Source organism: Sphingomonas sp. CCH15-F11 (assembly GCF_001557005.1).
Taxonomy (GTDB): domain Bacteria; phylum Pseudomonadota; class Alphaproteobacteria; order Sphingomonadales; family Sphingomonadaceae; genus Sphingomonas.
Map to the genome: position 1 here is coordinate 30,787 of NZ_LSKG01000068.1, position 14,385 is coordinate 45,171.

Sequence of the window (14,385 nt, forward strand, 5' to 3'; positions counted from 1 at the left end):
GAGGGAGGTGGTGTCGGCTACTCCGCGGCGATCTGGACGCCGTCCTCGTCGAAGCCCAGTTCAGCGGTCTTCAACTCGACGTTCAGGCCCAGTGAGCGCATTTCCTTGACCAGCACGTTGAAGCTCTCCGGAATGCCGGCCTCGAAGGTGTCGTCGCCTTTGACGATCGCCTCATAGACCTTGGTGCGCCCGACCACGTCGTCGGACTTCACCGTCAGCATTTCCTGGAGCGTGTACGCCGCGCCATAGGCCTGCAGCGCCCACACTTCCATTTCGCCGAAGCGCTGGCCGCCGAACTGTGCCTTGCCGCCCAGCGGCTGCTGGGTGACGAGGCTATACGGCCCGATCGAACGCGCGTGGATCTTGTCGTCGACCAGGTGGTGGAGCTTGAGCATGTAGATGATGCCCACCGTCACCTTGCGGTCGAACGCATCGCCCGTGCGGCCGTCATACAGGACCGACTGGCCCGACGTATCGAGCCCCGCCAGGTCCAGCATCGCCGACACGTCGCTTTCGCGCGCGCCATCGAACACCGGCGTGCCCATCGGAATGCCGGTGCGGACATTGTGCACCAGCTCCTCGATCTGCTCGGGCGTGCGCTGCTCGATCTCGCCGGCATAATGCTCGCCATAGACGGTCTTCAGCCGTTCGCGCACCGCGTCGGGCATCTGGCCCGCCGCCGCGTCGGGATTGGCCTCGCGCCAGTCCTCAAGCATCGTCGCGACCTGCATCCCCAGGTTGCGCGCCGCCCAGCCGAGATGCGTCTCGAAGATCTGGCCGACATTCATGCGGCTGGGCACGCCCAGCGGGTTGAGCACCAGGTCGACCGGCGTTCCGTCCTCCAGGAAGGGCATGTCCTCCTGCGGCAGGATGCGGCTGATCACGCCCTTGTTGCCGTGACGGCCGGCCATCTTGTCTCCCGGCTGCAGCTTGCGCTTCACCGCAACGAAGACCTTGACCATCTTGAGCACGCCCGGCGGCAGCTCGTCGCCACGCTCCAGCTTCTCGCGGCGATCGTGGAACTTGTCCGTGATCTTCTTCGCCGCTTCGTCATACTGGGCCTTCACCGCTTCCAGGTTCGACTGCATCGCGTCGTCCTGCACGGCGAACTTCCACCATTCGTGGCGCTCGACCGAATCGAGCAGCTCGTCGGTGATCTCGACGCCCTTCTTCAGGCCCTTGGGTGCAGCCGTCGCGACCTGACCGATCAGCATCTCGCGCAGCCGCGACCAGGTCGCACGGTTCAGGATCGAACGCTCGTCGTCCGAATCCTTTTTCAGCCGCTCGATTTCCTCGCGCTCGATCGCCATCGCGCGCTCGTCCTTGTCGATGCCGTGGCGGTTGAACACGCGCACTTCGACGACCGTCCCGGCCACGCCCGGCGGCAGGCGCAGCGACGTGTCGCGCACGTCGGACGCCTTTTCGCCAAAGATCGCACGGAGCAGCTTCTCTTCCGGGGTCATCGGCGATTCACCCTTGGGGGTGATCTTGCCGACCAGGATGTCGCCCGGCTCCACTTCGGCGCCGATATAGACGATGCCCGCCTCGTCGAGGTTGCGCAGCGCTTCCTCGCCGACATTGGGGATGTCGCGGGTGATGTCTTCCGGCCCCAGCTTGGTGTCGCGGGCCATGACCTCGAACTCCTCGATATGGATCGAGGTGAAGACGTCGTCCTTCACGATCCGTTCGGAGATCAGGATCGAATCTTCGTAGTTATAGCCATTCCACGGCATGAACGCGACGAGCGCGTTGCGACCGAGCGCCAGCTCGCCGAACTCGGTCGACGGGCCGTCGGCGATCACGTCGCCGGGATTGACCACGTCGCCCACCTTCACCAGCGGGCGCTGGTTGATGCAGGTGTTCTGGTTCGACCGCTGGAACTTCATCAGGGTATAAATGTCGACGCCGCTTTCGGTGGCATCGACTTCGCCGGTCGCACGCACCACGATGCGGCTCGCGTCGACCTGGTCGACGATGCCGGCGCGGCGCGCCGAAATCGCGGCACCCGAATCGCGCGCCACGGTTTCTTCCATGCCGGTGCCGACGAACGGCGCTTCCGCCTTCACCAGCGGCACCGCCTGGCGCTGCATGTTCGAACCCATCAGCGCGCGGTTGGCGTCATCGTTTTCCAGAAACGGAATGAGCGACGCCGCAACCGACACCAGCTGCTTGGGGCTGACGTCCATCAGCGTGATCTGGTCGCGCATCGCCATCAGGAACTCGCCCGCCTGACGTGCGGAGACCAGCTCCTCGGCGAACGAGCCATCCGGATTGAGCTCGGCCGACGCCTGGGCGACCGTGTGCTTCTGCTCTTCCATCGCCGACAGATAGACGACGTCGTTGGTCACCTTGCCGTCGATCACCTTGCGGTACGGCGTTTCGATGAAGCCGTACTTGTTGACCCGGCTGAACGTCGCGAGGCTGTTGATCAGGCCGATGTTCGGACCTTCCGGCGTCTCGATCGGACAGATGCGGCCATAATGCGTCGGATGGACGTCGCGGACCTCGAAGCCCGCCCGTTCGCGGGTCAGACCGCCCGGCCCGAGCGCCGACACGCGGCGCTTGTGCGTGACTTCCGACAGCGGATTGGTCTGGTCCATGAACTGCGACAGCTGCGACGATCCGAAGAACTCGCGCACCGCGGCGACCGCCGGCTTGGCGTTGATCAGGTCGTTGGGCATGACGGTCGAGACATCGACCGACGACATGCGCTCCTTGACCGCGCGCTCCATGCGCAACAGGCCGACGCGATACTGGTTCTCCAGCAATTCGCCCACCGAACGCACGCGGCGGTTGCCGAGATTGTCGATGTCGTCGACTTCGCCCTTGCCGTCCTTCAGGTTCACCAGCGTCTTGACGACTTCCAGGATATCCTCGGTGCGCAGCGTCGTCACCGTGTCCGGGCAGTCCAGGTCAAGGCGCATGTTGAGCTTGACGCGGCCCACCGCCGACAGATCGTAGCGGTCGGGATCGAAGAACAGGCCCGCGAACAGCGATTCCGCAGTCTCCAGCGTCGGCGGCTCGCCGGGGCGCATGACGCGGTAGATGTCGCTCAGCGCCTGTTCGCGCTCTTCCGCCTTGTCGGCGGCCAGCGTGTTGCGGATCCACGGACCCGTCGTCACATGGTCGATATCGAGCAGCTCGATCCGGTCGAGCCCGGCCTTGTCGAGCTTTTCCAGGTTTTCCGCCGACACTTCGTCGCCGGCCTCGATATAGATTTCGCCCGTCGCTTCGTTGATCAGGTCATAGGCCGAATAACGGCCATAGATTTCGTCGGTCGGGATCAACAGCGTGGTCAGGCCGTCCTTCGCCGCCTTGTTCGCAGCGCGCGGGCTGATCTTCTGCCCCGCCGGGAACACGACTTCGCCCGAATTGGCGTCGACGATGTCGAACGTCGGCTTGGTGCCGCGCCAGTTTTCCGGCGCGAACGGGATCTGCCAGCCATTGGGCCCGCGCAGGAAGGTGACGCGGTTGTAGAAGTGGTTGAGGATCTCCTCGCCATTCAGCCCCAGCGCATAGAGCAGCGTCGTGACCGGCAGCTTGCGCTTGCGGTCGATGCGGACGTTGACGATGTCCTTGGCGTCGAACTCGAAATCGAGCCACGAGCCGCGATAGGGGATGACGCGCGCGGCGAACAGGTACTTGCCCGACGCATGGGTCTTGCCGCGATCATGATCGAACAGCACGCCCGGTGAACGGTGCATCTGGCTGACAATCACGCGCTCGGTGCCGTTGACGATGAACGTGCCGTTCTCCGTCATCAGCGGCATGTCGCCCATGTAAACGTCCTGCTCCTTGATATCGAGCACCGAGCGGGCTTCGGTATCGGGATCGACCTCGAACACGATCAGGCGCAGTGTGACGCGCATCGGGGCGGCATAGGTGATGCCGCGCTGGCGGCATTCTTCCTGGTCGAACTTCGGCGGCTCGAGTTCGTAATTCACGAAATCAAGCTCGGCGGTGCCGGCGAAGTCGCGGATCGGGAACACGCTGCGCAGCGTCTTTTCCAGGCCCGAGACATAGCCGATCGACGGGTCGGAGCGCAGGAACTGCTCGTAGCTTTCGCGCTGGACCTCGATCAGGTTCGGCATTTCCACGACTTCGTGGATGTCGCCGAAGACCTTGCGGATGCGGCGCTTCATCGTGCCGCCCTCGATCGCCTTGCTCTCGATTGCCTTGGTTGCCATGAAAAGGGGTCGCCTCTGGTTCGATCAAAAACAGGTCGAGCCCGCCAGTTGCGGCAAGGCTCGCACGCAGACGACGCCAAAAGGCCGCGTGCCACCCCGGCTGGGGCAAGACAGCGGCTTTCTGCGTCGTGTGAACCCGTGACCCATTCGTCCGATGCGCTGCGCGACGGCGCATCATTTCCCGATCAGCAGGTAAACGCGGATATATGAACCGTGGCGCGGCTTGTCAAACCGGCGAGTGCGCCCTTCTGCCCGTGCACGATCCCCGGCCGGGGCTAAACGTCCCTGCCGCCCGCAACCCCCCTTGGCGATCGCACAAAGCCGCTGTAGCATCTCGCTAACACAGCCGAATGGGGAGATCAGCCATGCGATTCCGAACTCTGGCGGCGAGCCTTGTGCTCGGCGTCGCAACGCTTGCGCCCGCCGCGCCGGCGCTGGCGCAGCAGGCGGCACCCGCCCGCGTTGCGATCGATACGCAGTATTTCACGCTGCCCAACGGGCTCCGCGTGGTGATGTCGAAGGACAATATCGCGCCCACCGTCACGGTCGGCGTCTATTACGGCATCGGCTTCCGCATCGAACCGCGCGAGCGCACGGGCTTCGCGCATCTGTTCGAGCATCTGATGTTCCAGGGATCGGCCAACGCGCCCAAGGGCGTGTTCGACAGCACGATCACCAATTCCGGCGGGGTCAACAACGGGTCCACCCGGTTCGACTTCACCAACTATTTCGAAATCGTGCCCTCGAACGCGCTGGAGCGCATCCTGTGGCTGGAGGGCGACCGCATGGCGCGCCCGGTCATCAACGACGAAGTGCTCAAGAATCAGCAGGGCGTCGTCGGCAACGAGGTCAAGGTCAACGTCCTCAACCAGCCTTACAGCACCTGGCCGTGGATCGACCTGCCGATGCTGGCCAACACCAACTGGTACAACAGCCACAATTTCTACGGCGACCTGACCGAGATCGAGGCGGCGACGGTCGAGGACGCCAAGCAGTTCTTCGACGCCTTCTACCGCCCGTCCAACGCCGTGCTCGTCATCGCGGGCGACATTGATTACGCCGCGACCCGCGCGATGGTGCAGAAATATTTCGGCGCGATCCCCAAGAAGGACGCGGTCAAGCTGCCCGACATTTCCGAGCCGCGCCAGACCGAGGAGAAGGTGAAGAGCCGCGTCGACGCGCTCGCGCCCAAGCCCGGCTATGCCGCGGGCTATCACGTGCCTGCGCGCGGCACGCCCGAATGGTATGCCATGGGGCTGATCGACCAGATCCTCGTCCAGGGCGAGGACAGCCGGCTGTATCGCAAGCTGGTTCAAGAATCCGGCATCACCGGCGATATCTCCGGCGGCATCAACGCGCTGCTCGGCAACATGTACAATTACAACGGGCCGATGCTGTGGAGCTTCAGCCTCGTCCACGACGCGACGCACAAGCCCGAGGACGTGACCAAGGCGGTCGACGAAGTGATCGAGGGCCTGCGCACGACCAAGGTCGGCGCGGAGGAGCTGGCCCGCGCGCGGACCAAGGTGCGGTCGCAGCTCTACAGCCAGATCGACGGCGGCGGCCGCGTCGGCCTGATCGACCTGCTCGCGGTGCATGCGCTGTTCGACAATGATCCGTCCAGGGTCAATCAGATCGAGGCCGGCTTTGCCCAGGTGACCCCTGAGCTGATCCAGAAGACCGCGCAGGAATATCTGCGTCCGACCAACCGTTCGATCTACACGATCGTGCCTGGCGCCGCCGCAAAGGCGGCCGTCGCCACCCCCAATTCGGGAGCCAATTGATGACCCGCGCACGCACGCTGCTGGCCGGCCTGGCCGCCACCTGTCTGGTCGCGCCGGCGATCGCCCAGGACTATCCGCCGCCGCCGCCGATCGCCGCGCCCAAGCCGTTCAAGCTGCCCGCGACCGAGACCTTCCGGCTTTCCAACGGGATGCAGGTGACGCTGATCCCGTTCGGGGTCACGCCCAAGACGGTCGTGTCGCTGCGCATCTTTGCCGGCAACCTGAACGAGGGCGAGGATACCTGGATCGCCGACATCACCGGCGATCTCATCAAGGAAGGCGCTGGCGGCAAGTCGGCGGCCGAGCTTGCCGCCACCGCCGCCAGCTTTGGCGGCGACCTGGGCGTCGGGGTCTCGCAGCAATCGACCGCGATCAGCATGAGCGTCCTGTCCGAACATACCGCGCACGCGATCCAGCTGATCAGCGACGTCGCGCGCCGCCCGGACTTCCCCGCCGATGCCTTTGGCCGGGTCAAGGCGAACTGGCAGCGTCGCCTGGCGCTTACCCTGTCGCAGCCTCAGGCGCTGGCCGATGCGGCGCTGGCGCGCAGCTGGTACGGCGACCACCCCTATGGCCGCAATTTCCCGACCGCCGCGCGGTTGAACGGCTACACGCTCGACCAGGCCAAGGCATTCCACGCCGCCAATTACGGCGCGCGCCGGGCGCACCTCTATATCGCCGGGCGCTTCGATGCGGCGGCGGCAAAGGCCGCGATCCAGCAGGCGTTCGGCGATTGGGCGGCAGGGCCGGAGCGGCTGAGCCTGCCCCCCCGCGTCAATCCGGGGCCGCGCGTTCTGCTGATCGACCGCCCGAACGCACCGCAGTCGACGCTGCGGGTCGCATTCCCCGCGCCGGTGGCGGGATCGGCGGACGATATTCCGTTGCGCGTCACCAATGCGCTGCTCGGCGGCGCGTTCAGCTCGCGTATCACCCGCAACATCCGCGAGGAAAAGGGTTATACCTACTCCCCCGGATCGGGGATCGCGTTCCAGCCCGGCGACGCGCAATGGACCTTCGACGCCGACGTCACCACCGCCGTCACTGGCGCGTCGCTGACCGAGGTGTTCAAGGAAATCCGCACGCTGCAGACGACCGCACCGACGCCCGAGGAAGCAGCGGGCATCGCCACCTATATGGCCGGCATCTTCACCATCCAGAATTCGACCGCGCCCGCCGTGGTCGGCACGCTCGCCAACCGCGACACGCTCGGCCTGCCTGCGAACTGGCTGGAGAATTACGTGCCCGCGGTTCTGGCGGTGAAGGGCCCGGCAATGACGGCGGCGGCCAAGAAAGCCTTCCCGCTCGACAAGATGACGCTGGTCGTGGTCGGCGACCTCAAGACCGTCGAGCCCCAGGTCAAGGCGCTGCCGGAACTGAAGGGCTACAGCTTCGAAACCGTGACGGTGCCGTAAGGCGCTTGAGGCGGCCGGTGCGCGTGGACACCGGATCGAGTCCGGCATGACGCGGGGGAGGGGGAGCGGTCATTTGCTCTGCCTCCCCCACCGCTTATTCCGCCAATCTGCCAACCTTGCCCCCCAACTCGTCACCCCGGACTTGATCCGGGGTTCATACGCACCGTGGCTTCCGTCTGCGCATAGACCGCACCTCCCCCTTGACCTCGACCCGATGTGAGGGAACGAGGGCCCACATGACCGCATCCCCCTTCGCCAACCTCACCGCCGATCGCCCCAGCTTCGTCACCCATCTCGAATGTTCGATGACGGGTGAGCGCTACGAAGCCGACACGATCCAGGGTCTGTCGCGCGTCGGCCGGCCGCTCTTGGTCCGCTACGATCTCGACGGCGTCCGCGGCGCGCTCAGCCGTGATGCGCTGGCGGGGCGGCCCGCTGACCTGTGGAAATGGCGCGAGCTGCTCCCCGTCCGCCGTGTAGAGCACATCGTCAGCCTGGGCGAACAGGCGACGCCGCTCATCGCGCTCGACCGCATCGGTGACACGCTCGCCGCACGACCGCCGCTGGTGAAGGACGAGGGGCGGCTGCCGACCGGATCGTTCAAGGCGCGCGGGCTGGTGATGGCGATTTCGATGGCCAAGGCGCTGGGGGTGCGCACCATCGCCATGCCGACCAACGGCAATGCCGGCGCCGCCGCTGCCGCCTATGCGACACGCGCGGGCATCGAGACGATCATCTTCTGTCCCGACGATACGCCCGAAATCAATGTGCGGGAGATCGCCGCACAGGGCGCGCGCGTCTATCGCGTCAACGGCCTGATCGACGATTGCGGCAAGATCGTCGCCGAAGGCTGCAAGACCAATGGCTGGTACGACCTGTCGACGCTCAAGGAACCCTATCGGATCGAGGGCAAGAAGACGATGGGGCTGGAGCTGGCCGAACAGCTCGACTGGGAATTGCCCGACGCGATCTTCTATCCGACCGGCGGCGGCACCGGCCTGATCGGCATGTGGAAGGCCTTTGACGAACTGGAGGCGATCGGGCTGATCGGGCCGAAGCGTCCGCGCATGTTCGCGGTCCAGGCCTCGGGCTGCGCGCCGATCGTGCGCGCCTATGAAGCCGGTGAGCGCCATGCCGAACGCTGGGAGGACGCGCACACCATCGCCGCCGGCATCCGCGTGCCGCGCGCGGTCGGCGACTTCCTGATCCTCGATGCGGTGCGGGCCAGCGGCGGCGCGGCGGTCGCGGTCGGCGATCCCGCCATCCTGGCCGCGGTCGACGAAGCCGCGCGCGACGGCGTGCTGCTGTGCCCGGAGGGCGGCGCGACGCTGGCGGCCTATAAGCAGGCGCTGGCCGACCGGGTGATCGGCCGCGACGACCGGGTGGTGCTGTTCAACTGCGCGACCGGGCTGAAATACCCCATGCCGGACAAGTCTCGCACGCTTGACCGGCACGGCCCGATCGACCTGGCGGCGCTTTGAGGTTCGGCCTAACGCCCGAAATCCGTTCGCTTCGAGCGAAGTCGAGAAGCGGCTTCCCGAGCGCCCGCGCCACGTTTCTCGACTTCGCTCGAAACGAACGGCATTCGTAAGGTTCGCCGTCGTTAGCCGCGCGCCAGGAACGCGCGCACCGCAGGATCCTCGGTCAGCCCGATCGCCCGTTGGCGCGCCTCGGCGGCCTGCGTCACCCAGCCCAGCCGGTCGAGCGCGTGCATCCGCGTCACCCAATAGGGCTGATAGGCCGCCACCCGGTCCGCCGGCAGTGCGTCGAGTGCCGTGAGCGCCGCATCTGGCGAGCCCGCCTCGGCCAGCACGGCGGCGCGGCTGACCATCACCCCCAGGCTGGGCACATGCCGGGCCAGCAAATCATAGAGCGTGACCAGTGCATCCCATTGTGTGACCCCGGTGACCGCGCGCGCGCTGTGGACCGACTGGATCGCGGCTTCGCATTGGTAGCGCCCGAACTGGTGCGCCATCGCCGCGTTGGTCAGCAGGGCTTCCGCCTCGATAATCATCTCGCGGTCCCACAGTCGCATGTCCTGCTCACCCAGCGGCACGAACGCTCCCTCCGGCCCGCGCCGCGCCGCCCTGCGCGCTTCGCAGTAAAGCATCAGCGCCAGCAGCCCCTTGGGTTCGGGTTCTCCGGGCAGCAGATCGACGATCAGCCGGGCGAGGAAAATCGCTTCCGTCGTCAGACCGCGCACGCCCTCGTCAGCACCGGGCAGCGCGTCCCACCCGGTGCCATAGGCGGCGTATATCGCGTCCAGCACGTCGGCCAGGCGCGGCGCGAGTGCGTCGGGATCCGGCGTCTCGAAGCGCAGCCCGGCATCGCGGATCTTGGCCTTGGCACGCACCAGCCGCTGGCCCATGGCTGCGGGCGCAACCAGGAACGCGGCCGCAATTCGCGCGGCGTCGAGGCCGAGCACCGTCTGCAGCATCAACGGCGTGCGCACCCCCGCATCGATCGCTGGGTGGGCGCAGACGAACAGCAGCTTCAACCGCTCGTCGGGAAATTCGGCAGGGTCGCGCATTTCGGCTTCCTCCTGCAGCAGCGCAATCGCCTGTGCCGCATCGGCGCGGACCCGCGTGGCGCGTGCGCCATGCCCGATCACGCGCCGGGCAGCGGTCAGCAGCCACGCCTCCGGACGGTCGGGGACGCCGCGCACGGGCCAGGTGGCCAGCGCGGCGGCAAAGGCATCGGCCAGCGCATCCTCCGCCGCCGCGACATCGCGGGACCGGCTGGCGACCAGCGCCACCAGCCGGCCATAGGAGGCGCGCGCCGCCGCCTCTGCCGCACGGCGCGCGTCCATCCCGATCAGGCCGGGTTGCCCGGCGGCGGCAGCACCGGGCGAACCTCGACCGATCCGGCTTCGGCCGCCGGTGATTTGGCCGCCCAGTCGAGCGCCGCGTCGAGATCGGCGACCTCGATCACGAAATAGCCGGCCAGTGCTTCCTTGGTGTCGGCGAACGGACCGTCCTGAACGATTCGCTGGCCGTCGCGCACCCGCACCGTCGTGGCGGTGTGCGGCGGCTGCAGGCCATCGCCGTTGACGATGATGCCCGCCGCGGCCAGCGCGCCGATATAGGCGTTCCACGCCCCCCAATAAGCGGGCGCGTGTTCGGGATGATCGCGCTTGGCGAAATCTTCGGCGGTTTCGGTGAACATGATCATGTACTGCATGGGGTGTTCCTTCGTCTTTCGGTAGCGTTCCAGATTTGGTTGGGCTGCGCCAGCGGCGATCAGCGCGGCGGCTGCATCGCAGGGGCGGGATAGGTCGCGCGAAGCTCGGCGCGGCCGCCGCGGCTGACGCTGGGGGCGAGCGCGGCCAGCCGTTCGGCGGTGGCGCGGTCGGGGGCGTCGATGACGAAATAGCCGCCGAGCACCGGGTCGGGGCCTGCGGTCCGTTCCGGCAGCGCGAGCGGGGCTCCGCCGCGGATCGCGTTCGCCTGTGCCAATGCGGCGGCGAACTTGGCGTAGGCCGCCCAATAGGCCTGGCCCGCGGCACCCGTGTCGCTGCGCAGCGCGAGGTCGGCGGGGGTTTCGTAGACGAAGATCGTATATTCCTCGGCCATGGCCGGGGCGGGCAGCACCGCGGTTGCCATCGCCAGCATCGGCAAGGCGAAGGGCAGGGTCAGCTTCAGTCGCATCGGATCGGCTCCATCAGGTCGATCAGCGAGATCATCCCCGCTGACATGACGATGAGCCGCGACGCGACGGCATTTCGACATCGGCGGTCAAAAAAATTTGGGGGACGGCTCGAAAAGCGGATTCGACCCGCGACAAGCGCGCGCATCGAAGGCTAAGGGGGACGCATGACCCGGTCCGCCACCGACGTGATGCACGACATCCTGTTTTCCGCCGTCACCGATGCGATCGTGGCGTTGAAGTCGGCGTCAAAGGGGCTGCCCAACAATCTGCTGCGCGACCTCAACGCAATTCACGCCAACACGACCGTCGCGGATCTTCCCCCCGAACTGCGCAGCGCGATCGACGCGTCGGTCAAGGCGGCGTTCGCGCGGCTGTTGAAGGAGGGCTATTCGGTGGCGCCGCGCCAGCCGGGGGCAAGCGCGCCGCGCCCCGCCTCGCCGATTCCGTCGCGGGATCGTCCGCGCGGCGGCGGCCGGCCGCAGGGCAAACCAGGCGGTGCCGGCAAGCCGGGCGGTGCGGGCAAACCCGGCGAGCCGAGGGGCAACGGACCGGGTGCCGGTGGCCCTGCACGGCCGCGCCCGCCCAAACCGCCACGGGGCTGACGCATCGTCCATCGGTCGGGCAAGCTGCTCGCTTCGTCGCAGCGCCGGGAACGGAATTTGCCGATCGCGGCTTGTCGTTCCCGCTATGACCCAGTCAGCTTCAAAAGCTCGCCCGGCCATCGCGGCGTTGATCGCCGCGCTCGCCGCCTCGACCGCTCCGGCGGTTGCCCAGGATGCGCCGGCCACACTGCCGCCGACGGTGACGACGGTGCCGGCCCCCGCTCCCGCGCCGCCGACGGTGGTCGCGCCGCCGCTGCTGTCGACCCCGGCACCCGCGCCAACGGTCGCGCCGCCGTCGGTGATACGGACCGCGCCCGCGCCGGATGCCGCGACGCCTGCCCCGGTGGACACAACGCCGGCTGCGGCGCTGACGCGATCCACCCCTATCGAAGCGCCGGCCCGGACTGCGCGTCGCACCGCGACCGTCGAACCGCCGGCACCGCGCGAGGCGACGGCCGCGCCGACCGCTGTTGCACCCGCCGTAACGACCAACGAGGCGGTTCAGTCGAGCCCCGCTGAGCCCGTCGCGCCGCCCGTCGATGCGCCGGCCGCGACCGAGACCGACGTCGCACCGACCGTGCCGAGCGCCTCTGCAAGCAATGATTGGCTGTTGCCGCTGATCGGCGGTCTGGCGGTGCTGGTTGCCGGCGCGGCGTTCGTCATCGCCCGGCGGCGTCGTGCGCCCCGTGCCGCGGTTGCACCGATGCGTTCGTCCGTCGCCGTACCCGCCGCCCAGCCCATGCTTTCGCCGCATCCGGCCGTGACGCCGATGGCTGCGCTTCCGCTGGGTGAGGGGCCGGGCCGCCATGCGGCGCGGGCGGAACAGGGGCCGACGCCGGACAATCCGTTCCTGACGCGCCGCAATCGCCTGCGCCGGGCGCGCTTCTACGACCGTCGCGAGCGGTTGGCGCTGGAGGCGGCGCAGCCGAGCCCGGTCGCGCCCGCGCCGGCACCCGTCATGCGCGACGCGACCGCGGCACCGCGCCCCGCCGCCGCGCCGGCGCGCGCGGTCCCGCAGCCGGGGTTCCGGCCGCAGTTCGGGTGGCCGAATTCGCGCCCGGCGTTCGGGGATGCCTGATCGCCCGATCCGGAACGCATGAAAAAGGGGGCGGACCCGCGAAGGTCCGCCCCCATTTTTTCGTCAGCCCGGCCGCGGGGCGCGCCCGCCGCCGGTCGATGAAGCTTACTTGACCTCGACGGTCGCGCCGGCTTCTTCGAGCTGCTTCTTGACCTTCTCGGCCTCGTCCTTCGACACGCCTTCCTTGACGGCCTTGGGCGCGCTTTCGACCAGCGTCTTGGCTTCGGTCAGGCCCAGGCCGGTGATGGCGCGGACTTCCTTGATGACGTTGATCTTCTTGCCACCGTCGCCGGTGAGGATCACGTCGAACTCGGTCTTTTCTTCGGCGGCAGGCGCACCCGCACCGGCACCACCGGCGGCCGGGCCGGCAACCGCGACCGCAGCCGCGGCGGAAACGCCCCACTTTTCTTCCAGCATCTTCGACAGCTCGGCGGCTTCGAGGACGGTCAGTTCGCTCAGCTGGTCAACCAGCGCGTTCAGATCAGCCATTTCAATACTCCAGATTCGATAGGTTCAGTTCAGATAGTCAGGGTCGTCAAAGCGGGCGCGCGATCACGCCGCTTCCTTGTCCTTGTCCGCATAGGCCGCAAACACGCGGGCGAGCTGCGCCGCCGGTGCCTGGGTGACCGTGGCGAGCTTGGTCGCGGGGGCGACCAGCAGGCCGACGATCTTCGCGCGCAGTTCGTCGAGCGACGGCAGCGCGGCGAGTGCCTTCACGCCTTCGGCGTCGAGCAGCATGCTGCCCATCGCGCCGCCGACGATTTCGAGGCGATCGTTGGTCTTGGCGAAATCCGACACCACCTTGGCAGCGGCGACCGGATCGGCCGACGTCGCGAGACCGGTCGGGCCGGTCAGCAGGTCGGCGAGCACGGCATAATCCGTGCCCTCTGCGGCAATCTTGGCAAGGCGGTTCTTGGCGACCTTGTAGCTCGCGCCGGCGTCACGCATCTTGTTGCGGAGTTGCGTCGACTGGGCGACGGTCATCCCGAGGTTGCGGGTGACGACCACCACGCCGACCTCGCCAAAGGTGCGGTTCAGCTCGGCAACGGCGTCGGTCTTCTGGGAACGATCCATGCCGGTCTCCTCAATATGGGCCCGAAGGCCCGGTTACGCCGAGGGCCGGGCGGTTGCCCGACCCCCTCGTCCGTGAGGGGGCATGATCGTCAAACGGCCGGGGACTGAACGACAGGCCCGGAACGGCTGACCCGGCACGCGGGCGACAGGCGACCACGAACCGGTGAATTTCATTTCCCCGTCTTGGCGGGAGATTAAGGCGGGGCAAATCCCCACCACCCGCTGTCTCGGACGGACGCCGGCCGGGCACAGGCCCGAACGGCAAGCGCGGGCAGATACAGATCATCCCGGCGAAGTCAATCGAAAGGTGACACTAGGTTGACACTATGCGTGAAGGGCAGGCGACGTGAATGGGTGCCGGCGAGCGCGGCGGCGGGAGCGAGCGAAGCAAGCGTGTTCATCGCGGGTCCTCAATGCGACGGGCGTCGCGCGCCCTGACAGGGGACCGAACAGATATGCCGAAAAGGGGGAAGTAGGACAGCCCCGCCGAGCGTCCGAGGAATCAGCGCAGCTGATTACGAGGCCCGCGCGAAGGCGCGGGAGGCGAGGCCGGCCGGCGGGTAGCGAAGCCAACCCGTCCGACGAGGGGCGGGATTAACT

Annotated in this window: 11 protein-coding genes; 5 read left to right on the plus strand and 6 right to left on the minus strand. The window is 67.4% G+C overall.

All coding sequences use genetic code 11. The features are described from left to right. Positions 1–17: 17 nt before the first annotated feature. Entirely contained in the window at positions 18–4,187 is a 4,170-nt protein-coding gene (gene rpoB, locus AX709_RS06335) for a DNA-directed RNA polymerase subunit beta (RefSeq protein ID WP_066482351.1), read from the minus strand. 365 nt (positions 4,188–4,552) lie between these two features. Between rpoB and AX709_RS06340 the strand changes: the two genes are divergently transcribed. The 3 genes from AX709_RS06340 (at position 4,553) to AX709_RS06350 (ending at position 8,864) form a co-directional block, all read left to right on the plus strand. Continuing rightward, a complete protein-coding gene (locus AX709_RS06340; RefSeq protein ID WP_066547974.1) occupies positions 4,553–5,971 on the plus strand; it encodes a M16 family metallopeptidase in 1,419 nt (472 codons plus the stop codon). After that, positions 5,971–7,383 carry a M16 family metallopeptidase gene (locus AX709_RS06345; protein WP_066482347.1) on the plus strand — a complete coding sequence of 471 codons (1,413 nt, stop codon included), beginning with the start codon at positions 5,971–5,973 and terminating at the stop codon, positions 7,381–7,383. Before AX709_RS06340 ends, AX709_RS06345 begins: the two co-directional genes overlap by 1 nt. Before the next feature lie 236 nt (positions 7,384–7,619). After that, entirely contained in the window at positions 7,620–8,864 is a 1,245-nt protein-coding gene (locus AX709_RS06350) for a threonine synthase (RefSeq protein WP_066547977.1), read from the plus strand. 122 nt (positions 8,865–8,986) lie between these two features. On the opposite strand, the gene AX709_RS06355 is transcribed toward AX709_RS06350, so the two are convergent. From AX709_RS06355 to AX709_RS06365, 3 genes are read right to left on the minus strand one after another with little or no spacing between them, the layout of a single operon-like run. Further along, on the minus strand, positions 8,987–10,192 hold the full coding sequence (locus AX709_RS06355; RefSeq protein WP_197419080.1) for an RNA polymerase sigma factor: 1,206 nt from the start codon (positions 10,190–10,192) through the stop codon (positions 8,987–8,989). 5 nt (positions 10,193–10,197) lie between these two features. Next, positions 10,198–10,563 (minus strand): YciI family protein, encoded by a 366-nt coding sequence (locus tag AX709_RS06360; protein WP_066482340.1) that lies wholly within the window; start codon positions 10,561–10,563, stop codon positions 10,198–10,200. A 59-nt stretch (positions 10,564–10,622) separates the two neighbouring features. Continuing rightward, positions 10,623–11,030 carry a YciI family protein gene (locus AX709_RS06365; RefSeq protein ID WP_066547980.1) on the minus strand — a complete coding sequence of 136 codons (408 nt, stop codon included), beginning with the start codon at positions 11,028–11,030 and terminating at the stop codon, positions 10,623–10,625. Between the two features lie 165 nt (positions 11,031–11,195). On the opposite strand from AX709_RS06365, the gene AX709_RS06370 reads away from it, so the two are divergent. Together AX709_RS06370 and AX709_RS06375 are read left to right on the plus strand one after the other, a co-directional pair. Then, positions 11,196–11,633 (plus strand): hypothetical protein, encoded by a 438-nt coding sequence (locus AX709_RS06370; protein ID WP_066547982.1) that lies wholly within the window; start codon positions 11,196–11,198, stop codon positions 11,631–11,633. 85 nt (positions 11,634–11,718) lie between these two features. Then, positions 11,719–12,711 carry a hypothetical protein gene (locus AX709_RS06375; RefSeq protein ID WP_156454178.1) on the plus strand — a complete coding sequence of 331 codons (993 nt, stop codon included), beginning with the start codon at positions 11,719–11,721 and terminating at the stop codon, positions 12,709–12,711. 105 nt (positions 12,712–12,816) lie between these two features. Here AX709_RS06375 and rplL read toward each other — a convergent pair whose 3' ends face one another. Both rplL and rplJ read right to left on the minus strand, forming a co-directional pair. Continuing rightward, the gene (gene rplL / locus AX709_RS06380; RefSeq protein WP_066482330.1) at positions 12,817–13,200 is read right to left on the minus strand and encodes a 50S ribosomal protein L7/L12; all 384 of its coding nucleotides are present in this window, start codon (positions 13,198–13,200) and stop codon (positions 12,817–12,819) included. A 63-nt stretch (positions 13,201–13,263) separates the two neighbouring features. Then, positions 13,264–13,785 (minus strand): 50S ribosomal protein L10, encoded by a 522-nt coding sequence (gene rplJ / locus AX709_RS06385; RefSeq protein WP_066482327.1) that lies wholly within the window; start codon positions 13,783–13,785, stop codon positions 13,264–13,266. Positions 13,786–14,385: the final 600 nt, after the last annotated feature.